The following is a 14,589-nucleotide window of genomic DNA, read 5'->3' on the forward strand; positions in this document are numbered from 1 at the left end:
ACGCTGTCGGGCCGAGGGCGCGATATCTGCTTCAACGCACCAGGTCATTGAAAACTGTTATGTGGCGCATGGCTATACGCTCGCGTCCCATATGGCCCAGCCATTAATTGACCGTGCGCTGCGCCGAGCTTATGGCGTTTCCCGTGGTCAGGCGCCCAGGGTGCGATACCGGTAAAGCCATTTGGATCCGCTGCGGCTGCTGCCGTCTTGAGTAATGGAGAATCCTCTGGCAACATCGCCAGATATCAATGCAAGGCGTTTTTCAACGTCATTTGCCCGTGTAGGGCGCGGGTGACCTCTGTAACACCCGTGTACGGCCCACACATGCAGGAGGAGTGATGACGCTCTCTCGTCCCAGAGCGCTCCGAGTGGCAATTCTGACCTTCGCGTTCGTCGTGGCAAGCACAGCCGGCGTCATGACCGCGACCACCGCTCAGGCGGCGGCCGGCTGTCGGGTCAACTACACGATCACCAACCAATGGCCGGGTGGCTTCGGCGCCAGAGTGGACATCACCAACCTCGGTGACCCGCTCGTCGGCTGGCAGCTGACCTGGACGTTCACCGCCGGGCAGGCGGTCACCCAGCTGTGGAACGGCACCGTGACGCAGTCCGGCGCGCAGGTCACCGTCACCAACGCGAGCTACAACGGCAGCCTCGCCACCGGTGCCACCACGAGCTTCGGCTTCAACGGCAGGTGGACCGGCAGCAACCCGCTGCCGGACAACATCGTGCTCAACGGCACCGCCTGCAACGGGATAGCCACCGGCCTTCCGCCGACGAGCGCCCGGGCTACGAGCGCCCAGCCGACAACCGGTGGGCCGACCAGCGCACCCCCGATCACGACGCCTGTCCCTCCATGCTCCCTTCCATCGACGTACCGGTGGACATCGACGGGCGTGTTGGCCGAGCCGCAGCCGGGATGGTCGACGCTCAGGGACTTCACCCACGTCGTCTACAACGGCAAGCACCTGGTTTACGCGTCCACACACGATGGCATCAACGCGTGGGGTTCCATGAACTTCAGCCCTTTCACAAACTGGTCCGACATGGGTTCAGCGAGCCAGAACGCGATGACCCGGGCCGCCGTCTCGCCCACGCTGTTCTATTTCGCGCCCAAGAACATCTGGGTGCTGGCCTACCAGTGGAGTACGACCCCGTTTGCCTACCTGACGTCGACCGACCCGACCAACCCCAACGGGTGGTCAGCGCCTCAGCCGCTGTTCACCGGAAGTATCTCCGGCTCCGGCACCGGCCCGATCGATCAGACCCTCATCGGTGACGGCGAGAACATGTACCTGTTCTTCGCTGGTGACAACGGCAAGATCTACCGGTCCAGCATGCCGATCGGGAACTTCCCGGGCAGCTTCGGCTCCTCGTATACGCAGATCATGAGCGACACGGCGACCAACCTGTTCGAGGCCGTCCAGGTCTACAAGATCCAGGGCCAGAACCGGTACCTGATGATCGTCGAGGCGATCGGCAGCCAGGGACGTTACCTCCGCTCGTTCACGTCATCCAGCCTGGATGGCTCGTGGACGCCGCAGGCAGCCACCGAGAGCAACCCGTTCGCCGGTAAGGCCAACAGCGGCGCCACCTGGACCAACGACGTCAGTCACGGCGACCTGATCCGCAGCAACCCGGACCAGACCATGACCATCGATCCCTGCAACGTGCAGCTCCTGTACCAGGGGCGACCCATCAACCCCCCGCCCGGCTACGGCCTCGCGCCCTACCGGCCGGCGTTGTTGACCCTTCAGCGATAGCGGGTGAAACAGCCCTGATCTGGCGGAGGCGCGGGGCGGGCTCGATGTAGCCGAGTCCGCCCCGCGTCATTTCCCAACAAAAAGGGTGCATCACTACAATTCCGCGACCCATTCGTGCTCGCGCGACTCACCTCTGCCGGCCCACTGAAAGACCAGGCTTAACGGTGCAACGGAGAACCGTTACGCCGTTAAGGCGAAAGTCCCGGTCCTGGAGTCAGTTGTCGGCCGCCCAGAAGCGGACCCGGAACTGCTCCACGCCCACGATCGGGATGGGGTGGCTCGGTAGACCTTGGATTCTGCGGAGTTCGGCGCGACCGGTGACGCTCACCTGGGCGTGGTAGCGACCGGGCGGGCCGACGGTCAGACTGCGGCTCACCGGAAACTCCAACATGCCGGAGACGTGCACGGTGCCGCCGCTCAGAGTCAGGGTGACCTGCTTCTGGGCCTCCGCGTCCTGGCCGTTGTCGGGCGGGGCGGCAGCCCATGCCTCAAGCACGACCTGGGCCACGTGATAGGAACCGGAGGCGCTCATCAGGTACAGGATGTCGTCCGCGGCATAGCAGAGCGCCTTGGGATCGAGGGGCTGGTCCAGAAACTCGGCGGCCGCCCCCGCAACGATGACGATGTGGCGATCGGGCGGGAGCAGGGCTTCGACACTGTCAGACGGTCCAGTCATCACACTTCATGACGGTAGTAACCGATGGTTGTGGGCCGCCGGCGGCCGGCGGCCCACAACCCTGAGCTACGTGGCTGGCAGCGAGGTCCGGCGCGTGGTGTGGAGAGACGTGCAGCGCCCTCCGACGCGGATGGCTGCATGCGTCGGAGGGCCAGGTCCCTGCCGGCCGTCGCACGTTGGACCGTGGCCGTCGCACGGGCCGGTCGGCGGATCCCGTTACGACGGCGGCGCGCGAGGCGGCAGCATCGCGGCCACGCTACTTACTGGTGCTGCCGCAACACCGACCTGGGCGTTCGTCGGAGTGCGCCAACAATGACTGTCGACTCGTGACCGTCCATTGAGTAAGAATCTGCTCCGGCTGCAGCATGGTCTGGGGAGCGATGTGAAAAACCGGCGCGTGAGCCTGCTGGACATTGGGCTCGATGCCGCGTTCGACGCGGCAATGGTGTTTGTACAGGCAACCATTGAGAGCGTCAACGCGGGGTGGGAGTCGCCGATCGTTGACATCGACTTCGTTCGTTCCCGCGACCCAGACACGGTCATGACGGCCTTCACGGCCTCCTGCGACGTGCTGCACGTCATGGCACACGGCGACCATGCCATCACGCCCACGTTCAGTAGCAGCGATGATCAGACCATCATCTCCCTCGCCGAGCTGGGCGAACGTGCCGCGGACAATGGCCGGGGCATTTCGGCGGGCGCAATCTTGGCCGACGGCTGCACCACGGGGACCGGCGCCTGGCAGAAGGCTGTTCGGGACTGCCTTCACTCTGAGATCACGTACATCGGGACCTCCTCGCAGATCGGATGGCACGAGAGCACGGTGTTCTGCTCCGCCTTCTACGGCGCGATGCTGCGAAACAAGGGCCGAGGGATGACCATCGCAGAGCAGGCGTACGATGCCGCCGAGCGAGCTCGTACCGCATACGAGGCGATTACTGACAAGAAGTGCCCGTACAAGGTGACGATGTTGGCCCCAAGTCGGCGCGCTCTCGCAGCCCTCGCCTGACACCTGCGCTCGACCTACAGCGATGGTCAGTGCTTTGCGGGTGTGCGGCGAGGACGACGAGTTCCGATAGCGCGGCCCCGAGGTCGCTCATCGACATCACGACCACGTACTCCTGGTTTCCTCATGCATTTACAGGAGTCCGGCGGCGATTGAGCCGCCGGACTCCTCGATGCTGCTGCACGTTGTCATCCGTGTGCGTGTGCGACGGGATGCGGCTCGCCAGTGAGTGCGGCAACCGCGCCTGCGACCTCGCCGAGGTCCGCCCGTACGTACACGGCGGTGCTTCCGACCTCTCCGTTGCCGGCTTTGCTGTGTCCGGCAAACGCCTCGGGCACCAGTCTGAGGCGGCTGGCATTGTCGCTCACTTCGGGACTGTTTGGCATTGTCGGACACTTCGGCACCGGGTCGGCGAACTTGGGTCTCTGGGCCGTGCGCCGATGACGAGACCGGCAGCAGACCCTGGCGTCGGTGGTAGTTGACCCGCATTGTCGCGGCATGTGTAGAAGCCTGATTACGCGGTCTGAGTCTGCTGGAGCAGACGCTCGGCTTCGTCCGGCCGGCCGAGCTTGGTGCGCAGCACCTCGGCTAGCTCGGCTAGCTCGGCCAACGGCATAGCGCTGTCAGCTAGGTCGCCCGTATCAAGCTGCGCGATCCGGTCGTCCAGCCAGGTCCGCACGTCGGATTCGATGTCGACTGGATGGCGTAGGGCTAGGGTCATGTCGTGGGTGGCATCGTCACCGCCGTTGAGGAGTTCCCAGACGAGGAACTCCGGCCGGATGCGGCTGTGCCGGCGTCCGGCCGCGGCGATGAAAGCACGACGGGTGGCCCGGGCTAGCGGGACGTGACCCGGCGAATCGTCTAAAGTGATCGTCCGGGCCGGGCGGAGCGCTGTGCGGATGCGGGCCGGGTCGGCAGGGCATTCGGGGCAGTGCCGCCTGATGCCGACGAAGAGGGCGACGAGCAGGTGCCACGGCTGGATAAGCGCTGAACCGTTGGCGCGGGCTTCGTCCTCGGCTGTGCTGAGCGCTCGCAGGAGATGAATGTCGCACCGTGCGAGCACACTCGGCGGCCGCAGCCGGGCGCCAGCTTCGGCAGCGACGGCGCGCAGCCGCTCGTTCCGTGCGCCCTGATCGCGTCCGTTAAAAACTAGTCGCTGGGCGGCGGCCCGGCCCTCCGCATAATAGACCAGGTTGACCTGGTGCACGAGGTGTGCGTCGACGACGCGGGGAAGCGGCAGCTCGTTGTCCCACGCGCGAAGCGGATGGACCGGGCGCGAGTACCAGTCGAGCAGCTGGCGATGCCGGAACTGGTAGACCTCGCCGGAGCGCCGAAAGATTCCGGCCGTATAGCCGTCGGTCAGGAAGGCTTCGACCGCGGCCGGCCAGTTGCGGCGCGTCCGGGCGGTGCCCACGGCCTGATCAAGGTCTGGGGACGGGACCGTCCAATTGGCGGAGATGCCCTCGGCGTGCGCGGAGATTGAACGCTGCTCAGTAGCGCGCTGCACCAGCTGCCCATACCACACCTCGAACCGGCGTTTCGTCGAACTTTGCAGGCCGGCCGCAACGCCGGTCGGCAGCGCAACCACTAGCCCGGCGATCAACGCGAGACGCAGCGCCTGGCCCGCGCCCGTCACAGGCCAGACAATCACGAAGATGACCAGGGCCACAAAACACATCTGCAGCAACCCGCCGAGCAGGACCCCGCTGACTAGCACGATTCCACTCTTGAGTGCCTGGATGCTTCTGGCCCACGCCGGCAGCCCTGGCATACGCAGTGATCGACGGGTCATGCGGCTTGCGCGCGGCACGCCGTAGCCCACGGCTGCCAGGATCGCCAGTCCGGCTAGCGCAGCCGCCAGGACGGCTGTCGGGGAGTTGGCCACGTTGTGCAGAGCCGACTGCACGGCCCGCACAATCGCAGTGCCGGCGACCACGTCGACGAGCCACGCACCGAGCGTCAGCACGCCGAGACCGAACCAGACCTTGAGGTACGCCACTGTTACGGTCAGGGCGCGATGAATCAGCTCGCTCGCCCAGGCCCGCTCCGCCGAGTAGTGCGTCATGATGTCCTGCCGTGGTCCGCCGCGGGCGACCTGCGCTTCGAGGTCCTCCGCGATCACCCGGCACCACGCGTCTGCAGTGTCACTCGCTGCGATTGCATGCAACCGTGCCCGCGCCGGGGCGAACGTCCCGACGAGCAGATCGCGCACCCTTCGCCGGTACTGCACGCCGTCCTCGGTGCCCTCGGGGATTAGCCGGCGCATGTCGTTGTTGTCGCGGAAGTATGTGACCGCCAAGGTCAGCTGCCAAGGCGTGCTCAGAGCATCGATGACATCGGAATGGCCAGCCTGGACCGCGTCGAGCACCATTTGCCAAGCCATACGGTTCACCGTCCGACCGCCGATGGCATCGTCGACGTAACGGACAATTTCCTCTGCTGTCAGCGGCAGGATGGTGATCTCGCTCGCAGGCTCGATGTCCCGGCCGAGGTCGGAGTAAACGCTGCTGCGACACGTGACGACGTACCCCGTCTGGCCATGGTCGGCTACGAAAGCGTTGACCGCCCGGACCGCGGCATCGAGGTCCTCCCGCTCCGCAGAAATCTCGTCGAGCCCGTCCAGGACTGGCAGGACCGCACGATCGAACAGCAATCCTCGAGCCGCAGCGGCCGCGATCCCGTAACGGGACCCGAGCTCCGACACGAGCCAGTCGCCCAGGTCAGCACTCGGGTCCCAACCGACCAGCTGAAAGCGAACTGGCACTGGGTCGTCGGCACTCAGCCTGCCAAGCAGCCCGAGGATCAGCCCGGTAAGCAGGACGCTCTTGCCTGCGCCGGCGGAGCCGAGAACGACAAGTTGGCGCTTGGCAGGGCCGGTGAAGAAGCCCTGGATGTCGGTACGGACCGCCGGGCCGGCCGCGCCCTTCTCGCGAAACCGTGCGGTGTGCTCGACGGCGTAGTCCACCTCGGCGGCAACGGACCGCTTGATATCCAGACCCAGGAGATACGCTCGGTCCTGCGACTCCTGCGCGCGAACACGGCGAAACAGCTGCCGTTTGGCCGCCGGCCAGGCACCGACCACCGATGGATGATCGCCCGCCGGCTCTAGGCCGACGCGTGGGATCGCGTCGAGCCGCTTGGTGTCATCTTGGCGGGTGTACATGACCGGGCGCACCAAGCCGTCCAGTAACGGCAGCAATTCCTCGACCCGCGCGACCCAAACCGTGCCGGACAACCAGTCGTCAGCAGCGTTATACCTGCCCGACACGACTCCAACCACCGCGTCGTCGGTCAATCGCCGTACCGGGCCGCCGCTCATCCCAGGCAGCACGTCCTTCGAGGTGAACCGTCCCAATGACACCGTTTCATCGCGGGTTGTGCCGGACTTCCATCGCCCGGTGGCGGCCAGCCACCGATACTGCCGCTCCCCGTCGTCGACCTGCACCACCCCGGCCACGACTACGCCGGCCAGCAATGGCACCTCATCAGTCGCAGCCAAGCCCACCACCATCCCCGGCAGCGGTGCATCTGCCACGAGAACCGCCAGATCACTCGGTGGAGCGACCCGGAGCACCCGTGCATCACTAGCAGCGATCCCGCCAGCCAATGCATCGACTGCCACCACATCGCCGGGGCCTCCCGCCCCAAGGGCGGCCAACACATGCCACGCCGTTACCAACACGCCGGGCGACACCTGAAAACAGGTACCCACTGGTGCCCCGTCAGAGTCGAGGACCCGTCCGAGATAGTTAGGTACGCGTGAGTCAATGCTCACGGCGTCCTACCCGCCTCGTCATGGACTTGGTTTTGGTCCTCATCCGGCTGGCCAGGCGCGGTCGTAGCGGCAGCACGATCGGGGTCGTAGCCGACCATCACCTTCAGCGCCACCTCGCCCGATCCGCTCGCCACGATCACGTCGCCCTTAGCCGTAAACTTGAGCCCGAACTCCACCTCAACCCTGTCCGGTCGGGCACCTGCAGCTACCAGCCGCCGCACCGTCGCGGCCACCTTCGTCGACACCGCGACGATCGTGTCCTGAGCTCGCTCGAATGAATCCACGACGTTCTGTTGCATTCGTTCACCGACCGATGTCTGCTGCGTGCCGACCACACGGGTCGTCCCCACCTCCACCAGAACGTCGATGTCGTCCATACGCACCGTGATCACTTGGCCACCCATAGACCGTCACCATGCCAGTCCTCGCCCTGTCCTCCAAAACAAGTTCCATAAGTGCGGCCGAAATCGTTCCACAATCACCCGCGCGACCGTAGCGCTGACCAAGTCGCCGGATATGCCATCGACCAAATGGCCCACCTTTCTATCTCGTTCAATGAGGTGATCTCAGCAAGGATGTCAATCCGCTGAAAACGTGGCGTCCTGGTGGCTGGTTGGATAGCTGAAACACAGGCCGAGCGCAGCAACGCCCTCGCACTTACTAACCTGCGTGATTCACGGTGATCACGATTGTGGGCTGGTTGCCGGCGTGTAGATAAGCGAAAGTGCCTCTCCCGCAAGGGAAACTGTGATTGCGACATCGACAGTTCTCTTGACGGAAGGGGCACCTTCGCAGTGCAGTCTACGGCGTGGTCGAAGGGTCTGCGGGTCACCGCGGACGGGACGGGTGTGGTGTCGCACGTGGGTGCGGCACTGCTGCGGATGTTGGCCGACCGGGTCGGTCTGACCGGGGCGTTGTCGACCGTGTTGACCCGGCGGGAGTGGTGGCCCGGCCATGATCGGGGTCGGGTTCTGACCGATCTGGCCGTGATGATCGCCGACGGTGGCGAAGCCATCTGCGACATCGACGTGCTGCGCCATCAGGGTGAGGTGTTCGGGCCGGTGGCTTCGGCCGCAACGTGCTGGCGGGCCCTGGACGAGATCGACGAGGTCCGGCTACGGCACATCAACGTTGCGCGGGCGAAGGTCCGCGCCCGGGTATGGGCAATGCTGGGCCAGCTGCCCGTCGCGCGGGCGGCGGGGCGCGACATCGGCGCCGGCGTGGTGGTGCTGGACGTGGACTCCACGATCGTGATCGCGCACAGCGACAAGGAAGGCGCCGCACCCACCTACAAGCACAGCTACGGGTTCCATCCGATCCTGGTCACCTGCGACAACACAGGCGAACTTTTCGCCGTGCGACTGCGGCCGGGCAACGCCGGCGCGAACACCGCCGCCGACCACCTTGATGTGCTCACCGACGCGTTCGCCCAGGTCCCTACCGCGCACCGGCGCCATCTACTGGTTCGCGGCGACTCGGCCGCCGCCACCCACGCCGTCCTCGACTGGCTGACCGAGAAGGGCCGCAAGCGGGGCCGCACCGTGGAGTATTCAATCGGCTGGTCGATCAGCGAGAACGAACACGACGCGATCACCACGCTGCCCACCACGGTGTGGTCACCCGCGTTGGCGGCCAACGGCGGGGTGCGCGACGGCGCCGACGTCGCCGAACTCACCGGCCTGTTGACCCTGCCCGGCTGGCCGGACGGGATGCGGGTCATCGTGCGCCGGGAACGACCCCACCCCGGCGCCCAGCTGTCACTGTTCGAGGAGCGTGACGGCTGGCGCTACACCGCCTTCATCACCAACACCCGCACCGGGTCCCTGCAATGGCTCGAAGCCCGCCACCGCGCCCACGCACGAGTCGAGGACCGCATCCGCTGCGCCAAAGACACCGGCCTGGGCCGGTTGCCTTCCCGCGAGTTCGCGATCAACACCGCCTGGTGCGTCGTCGCCGCGATCGCCGCCGACCTCATCGCCTGGCTCCAACTCCTCGCCCTGCACGGCGACCTCGCCACAGCCGAACCGAAACGGCTGCGCTACCGCATCCTGCACACCGCGGCCCGTCTCGTGCGCGGCCAGCGCCGCCAGTGGCTACGCATCCCGAAGTCCTGGCCCTGGGCCGAACAGATCACCGGCGCGTTCAACCGGATCGCGGCCATCCCCGCACCCGGCTGACCAGCACAGCCGCCGCCACGACGACCGGAGGAACTTCAGGAGACCACGCCCACCGCCGCGACAGACGGTTCTCCACCCTGCCCACCAGCCGAATCCATCAACCAATCACGATGCGATCGGATCGGGGCGCCCAAGCCACACACCGCGCGAATGATCGAGGCTAAGGCAGCCGGCCCGCGTCAGCCGTCCGACGGCCAGTTCAACATCGAAGAGATCACCGAGCTTCTCGATCGGCTCGGCAACATGATCACCGTGCTTGAACGGGCCCCGCCTGAACACAAGACGGAGGTCTACCAGGCGCTCGGGCTCAAGCTCACCTATCGCCCGGAAACGCAAACGGTGCACGCCGAGATCGATCTTGGCATGCACCGTTGGGATTCGGTTCGTGTCGAAGGGGGGACTTGAACCCCCACGCCCGTTAAGGGCACTAGCACCTCAAGCTAGCGCGTCTGCCATTCCGCCACTTCGACGTGTCAACCATGGTACTCACGCTGGGAACTTGCGTCCCCGGTGAGCCCTTGGCGCACGAGGGAACACTGTACACGGCCGCGCAGCCGGGGTGCGAGCGGGATCCACAGGTCGCCGTTGGGACGTTCTACTCGTCCACAGGACAGACCGTGAGGGTGGCGCGACACGGCGCAACGAGGCAGCATGGCGGACATGCCTGGGGAGCCCTACCGTGTCACGCCTGCCGAGCCGCTGGCCGGCGTGCTCGCCGAGGCGCGGCGGCGGGCGGAGGCGGGCGATCTGACGGGGGCGCGGTCGGCGCTGGAGGTGGGTCTGGCGGCCGCCGAGGCTGATCTTGGCCAGTTCCATCCGGACCTCACCCACGCTATGGTCGATCTTGCGACCATAGCCCGTGAGCTGGGGAACCTCACGGAGGCGCAGCGCCAACTGGGGCGGGCGCACCGCATCCTGCTCGCGTCGGTGGGTCGGGATCATGTCCGTACGCTCTCGGTGGAGGACCGGCTGGCCCGGGTGAATGTGGATCTGGGCGACCCGACGGACGACCTCGACCGGCACCTGGCCGATGCGGGTCCGCGGTTGCTGGGTGAGGACAGCGCCGCGGTGCGGGACGCTCGCGCCCGCCTCGGCGCCGCGTCAGCGTCTTCCGCCTGGGGCACGCCGCTCCCGCCCGGCGGCGAGCCGTTCCCGCCCGGCACCGAGCCGGCGGCACAGGCGCAGCCGGGGGCAGCACAGGCGCAGCCGGGGGCAGCGCAGGCGCAGTCCGGGGCGGCGCAGGCGCAGCCGGCGGCGGCGCAGGCGGAGCGCGGGGCGGCCTCGGCGTGGGCCGACGCGGGGGAGTGGTCGGACCCGACGGGCTGGTCCGGCGCGGGATGGACCAGCACGGCGGGAAGCGAGCCCTACGCGCCGGTGCCGGGCGCGCCGGGCGTGTTCGGGCTGCGCCCACCGGCCGCGGGTGGCGCGGGGCAGGGGAGCGCGCCCCGATCGGTTTCCCCGATCCCGCCGGACGCGCCGCTGTATGTGCCGGAGGAGTACGACTCCGGTGGGTGGGCGGCCCCGGCCAGCGACGAGGCCACGCACCCGCAGTCGTGGGGTCCTCCGGCCCCGGGCGGGCCGCGGTCGTGGGAGCCGCCGGCGTGGGAGGAGCCGCCGCGGTCGCGGGGGCGTCGGGTGGTGATGATCCTGCTGTCGGTCGCCGGCATCGTGGCGCTGACGGCCGGCACGGTGGTCGCCATGCAGGCCCTGCCGCCGTCGGCGACCGGGGTGAAGCCGCCCCGGGTGGTCACGGTCGCGCCGAGCGCCCCGGCCGCTGCGCCGTCGAGCGCGCCGGCCCCGACGTCGAAGGCCCGCACGTCGGCGCCGGCACCGACGACGGGTGCGGGGGGCGTGGGCGCGCCGCCGACCCGGCTGCGGCTCACCGACGACGGGACCTCGGTGACGGTCACCTGGCGTGATCCGTCCGACGGCACGGTTCCTTTCATCGTGGCGGGCGCCCGATCGGGTGACGAGTCGCACCCGATGCAGAGCATCCCGGCGGGACGCACGCGATCGACGATTCACGGGCTCAACACGCGATACGACTACTGTTTCACGGTCGCGGCGGTGTATTCGATCGACGTGGTGGCCCGCAGCACGCAGGTGTGCACGCACCGGCTGTCCACAGCTGACACGCCATAGGCTTTCGCCTATACCGACGTCACCCATATGATGGGCGGCGCTCCTGGGGGAGGACCAACGAGTGAGGGCCCAGACATGAGCGACCTGCGCGAAATCGACGACGTCCGAGCCGACGACGCGCGCGCGGACGACGGTGTCCCGCCCATCGACGACGGGGCCGCGGCGGCGAAGCCGGGCTGGCGCGCCGGCAAGGGCGGCCTGGTCACCCTCACCACAGTTATCGCCCTGCTCACCGCGACCGGCCTGACCCTGCTGGGCCTCGGCGCGGCCGACAACGCGGTCGCGAACTACGACGCCAACTCCTGGGTGTGGAGTTCCGGCAAGGGCGAGGTCGACCGCATCAACGGCATCACCGCCAAGGTCGACACCCGTCAGCAGGTCAAGGACGCGCGCAACCACGATCTGCAGATCACCCAGAACGACCGTTTCCTGATCCTGCGCGACCTGCAGACCGGGCAGGTCACCGCAATGGACCTGGCCACCCTTCAGGTCGGCGCGGTGATGAAGACCATGCCGGGCGTCGGCGTCACGGTCGTGCTGCACGAGGACGTCGCCTTCGTCGTCGACACGACGCTCGGGCAGGTGCGCCAGCTCGACCCCCGCACGCTGGCGCCCACCGGTGAGATGCTCGCCTTCCCCCGCGGCATCACGTCCGGCGACTTCGATGGCAAGGGCCTCCTGTGGCTCGCGGTGCCGCAGGAGGGCACGGTCGTGGCCATCACGGCGGGCAGGGACGGGGCGGGCCCCAAGGTCACCCGCACGGTCAATGTGGCCCCGCCCAACCACGACCTGGTGCTGACCGTCCTGGACAGCGGCGTCGCCGTGCTGGACAACACGGCCGGCACCCTTACCCGCGTGCCCGGCGAGGGGAACGGGGAGAAGGGCGGCAGTGACAGCGCCACCCCGTCGGCTCTGCCGCTGACCGGCCCCGGCGTGCTGCCGCCCCGTTCCAGCGGCGGGCCCATCCCGGTGACCGTGAGCGCCGAGCGCCACGTCGTCGTCCTGGACGGGGAGCGGCTCGTGGAGTTCGACGTGCCGGGCACCGGGCCGCTGCAGCCGGTCGTCGCGTTCGCCGGCCACTTCTACTGCGCCGACCCGGCCACGGGCGTCGTCTACGAGTTCGACGGCAATGGTCAGCAGGTCAAGGAGATCCGCATCCCGGCCGCGGGTGGTCCCCTTGAGCTGGAGGTGCGCGAGAACCACCTGTTCATCAACGCGCCCGACGGCTCGACCGCCCGCGTCGTCGACGACAAGCACAAGGTCAGCAACGTCGACAAGTACCAGAACGAGATCCTCGGCGGCGATCCGCCGCCGCCCCCGCCGAAGCCGCCGGCGCCCCCGAAGCCGACCGTCACCGTGCCCGGCCCGCCGCAGCGGGTGAACGCGTCTGCCGGCGACAAGTCCGTGCGGCTGACCTGGCGCAAGGCCCGCGAGAACGGCGCGGCCATCACCAAGTACGTCATCAGCGGCGGCCCCGGTGAGCCGATCACGGTCGGCGCGAACACGCGGTCCGTGCTGATCGAGGGCCTGACCAACGGCGAGACGTACCGGTTCAAGATCCATGCCGTGAACAAGAAGGGCGCCGGACCGGACGCGACGAGCAACCCGGTCATGCCGACCTCCGACGTGCCCGACCCGCCGACCGAGGTCGTCGCCAAGGAGCAGCCAGACGGCACGGTCGACCTGACGTGGAAGGCCGCCAACGGTCAGGGCCGAAAGATCGTCCGGTACTCCGTGACGGCCGTGGCGGGCGGCACCCAGACCCCGGTCGGCGACGTGAAGACCAACAAGATGACCATCGCGGCCGGCACGTTGGAGTACGGCACGCAGGTCGCCTTCACGATCGTGTCCGTCAACGACAAGGGCGGCGGCAGCGAGCCGTCCGAGGTCAGCAACGTCGTCATCCCGTACGCGAAGCCGGGCGCGCCCGGCAACGTCAGCGCGGCGACCGTGGCCAACAAGAAGGGCTCCGTCCAGGTCAGCTGGGAGCGGGCCGACGAGAACGGCCGGCCGGTCACCAAGTACGTGGTGACGGCGAACGGCGCCGAGACCGAGGTGACCGACACGTCCGCGACGCTGGACGGGTTCGGTGACGACCAGGCCGTCACGGTCACGGTGGCCGCCGTCAACGAGGCCGGGCCCGGCCCCACCGGCACGGCCACCGCCCGCACCATCGGCAAGCCGACCGTGACGTTCACCCGCGACACGTCCGACTACAACTCGGTGTCGGTGACGTTCACGCCCAACAACAAGGGCGGCACGGCGACGTGCAAGGTGGCCGTGAGCGGCGAGGGCAGCAAGTCCGCCAAGTGCACCACGGCGGCGGTCACGATCACGGTCACCGGCCTGTGGCCCAACGAGTCCTACGACTACACGATCACGATCACCAACGCGGCCGGCTCGGCGTCCGTCAAGCGGACCAAGAAGACCAGCACGATGAGGGCCACGGTCACCTGCAACGTCGCCAGCTACTGCAGCAGCGGCGTGTGGGCGTACTCGGTGCCGTCGCAGACGAACGAGAGCAACGCCGTGCGCTCCTACCAGGACGGCGCCCAGATCACGCCGCAGTGCCGCGCGACGGGGGACAAGTCGGTCAACGCCAAGCCGTGGGGCGGCAAGGACAACAACAAGTGGCTGGGCTACACCTACGACGGCAAGCGCACGTACCTGCCCTGGGCGTGGGCGAAGCTCGACGGCGGCGACGACATCACCATGTTGCCCGCGTGCTGACCCGCGTCAGGTTTCGGTCATGATCTTGCGTGGTTGGCCGGCGGGCAACTAGCCTTCGGCGCCGTGTCGTCCACCGTGGACGGCCCCACCAGGAGGATTCCATGCAGGGTGCGGAGCCCAAGCTCATCAAGGCGTGGCACGGCAAGTCGGCGCAGGAGCTCGCCGACGCCCCCGTGACCGCGATCTACGGCGTCTCCGAGGGTGACGCGGAGCTGCTGGCGAAGGCGTTCGGCATCAAGACCGTGCGTGACTTCGGCACGAACAAGCAGTTCCGCGCGGCGCAGGCCATCACCGCCCTCGCCGACTGACGCGAGCGGCCC

Annotated in this window: 10 protein-coding genes and 1 tRNA gene; 7 read left to right on the forward strand and 4 right to left on the reverse strand. The window is 67.8% G+C overall.

Going from position 1 to position 14,589, the window contains the following annotated elements; all coding sequences use genetic code 11:
• The first annotated feature begins 338 nt into the window (after positions 1-338).
• The gene (locus ABD191_RS04750; protein ID WP_344077207.1) at positions 339-1,763 is read left to right on the forward strand and encodes a non-reducing end alpha-L-arabinofuranosidase family hydrolase; all 1,425 of its coding nucleotides are present in this window, start codon (positions 339-341) and stop codon (positions 1,761-1,763) included.
• 214 nt (positions 1,764-1,977) lie between these two features.
• On the opposite strand, the gene ABD191_RS04755 is transcribed toward ABD191_RS04750, so the two are convergent.
• On the reverse strand, positions 1,978-2,439 hold the full coding sequence (locus tag ABD191_RS04755; protein WP_344077209.1) for a hypothetical protein: 462 nt from the start codon (positions 2,437-2,439) through the stop codon (positions 1,978-1,980).
• Positions 2,440-2,836: 397 nt separating this feature from the next.
• Here ABD191_RS04755 and ABD191_RS04760 point away from each other — a divergent pair, with 397 nt between their 5' ends.
• The gene (locus tag ABD191_RS04760; RefSeq protein WP_344077211.1) at positions 2,837-3,448 is read left to right on the forward strand and encodes a hypothetical protein; all 612 of its coding nucleotides are present in this window, start codon (positions 2,837-2,839) and stop codon (positions 3,446-3,448) included.
• Positions 3,449-3,959: 511 nt separating this feature from the next.
• On the opposite strand, the gene ABD191_RS04765 is transcribed toward ABD191_RS04760, so the two are convergent.
• Together ABD191_RS04765 and ABD191_RS04770 are read right to left on the reverse strand one after the other, a co-directional pair.
• On the reverse strand, positions 3,960-7,220 hold the full coding sequence (locus tag ABD191_RS04765) for a trypsin-like peptidase domain-containing protein (RefSeq protein ID WP_344077213.1): 3,261 nt from the start codon (positions 7,218-7,220) through the stop codon (positions 3,960-3,962).
• Positions 7,217-7,597 carry a CU044_2847 family protein gene (locus tag ABD191_RS04770; RefSeq protein ID WP_344077216.1) on the reverse strand — a complete coding sequence of 127 codons (381 nt, stop codon included), beginning with the start codon at positions 7,595-7,597 and terminating at the stop codon, positions 7,217-7,219. The genes ABD191_RS04765 and ABD191_RS04770 overlap by 4 nt, the downstream gene beginning before the upstream one ends.
• A gap of 417 nt (positions 7,598-8,014) precedes the next feature.
• Here ABD191_RS04770 and ABD191_RS04775 point away from each other — a divergent pair, with 417 nt between their 5' ends.
• Together ABD191_RS04775 and ABD191_RS04780 are read left to right on the forward strand one after the other, a co-directional pair.
• Entirely contained in the window at positions 8,015-9,397 is a 1,383-nt protein-coding gene (locus tag ABD191_RS04775) for an IS1380 family transposase (protein ID WP_425560650.1), read from the forward strand.
• 150 nt (positions 9,398-9,547) lie between these two features.
• A complete protein-coding gene (locus ABD191_RS04780) occupies positions 9,548-9,802 on the forward strand; it encodes a hypothetical protein (protein ID WP_344077218.1) in 255 nt (84 codons plus the stop codon).
• Here the strand turns inward: ABD191_RS04780 and ABD191_RS04785 are convergent.
• Positions 9,784-9,867: transfer RNA gene (locus ABD191_RS04785), tRNA-Leu, on the reverse strand. The genes ABD191_RS04780 and ABD191_RS04785 overlap by 19 nt on opposite strands.
• A 190-nt stretch (positions 9,868-10,057) precedes the next feature.
• Between ABD191_RS04785 and ABD191_RS04790 the strand changes: the two genes are divergently transcribed.
• From ABD191_RS04790 to ABD191_RS04800, 3 genes are all read left to right on the forward strand, one after another.
• Positions 10,058-11,539 (forward strand): fibronectin type III domain-containing protein, encoded by a 1,482-nt coding sequence (locus ABD191_RS04790; protein WP_344077221.1) that lies wholly within the window; start codon positions 10,058-10,060, stop codon positions 11,537-11,539.
• 75 nt (positions 11,540-11,614) lie between these two features.
• Positions 11,615-14,269, forward strand: coding sequence for a fibronectin type III domain-containing protein (locus ABD191_RS04795; protein WP_344077223.1), 2,655 nt, complete (start codon positions 11,615-11,617; stop codon positions 14,267-14,269).
• Positions 14,270-14,370: 101 nt separating this feature from the next.
• Positions 14,371-14,577: a hypothetical protein gene (locus ABD191_RS04800; protein ID WP_344077225.1), complete on the forward strand. Its 207-nt coding sequence runs from the start codon at positions 14,371-14,373 to the stop codon at positions 14,575-14,577.
• Positions 14,578-14,589 lie beyond the last annotated feature (12 nt).

This window comes from Luedemannella helvata, assembly GCF_039528415.1.
In the GTDB taxonomy this organism is placed as follows: domain Bacteria; phylum Actinomycetota; class Actinomycetes; order Mycobacteriales; family Micromonosporaceae; genus Luedemannella; species Luedemannella helvata.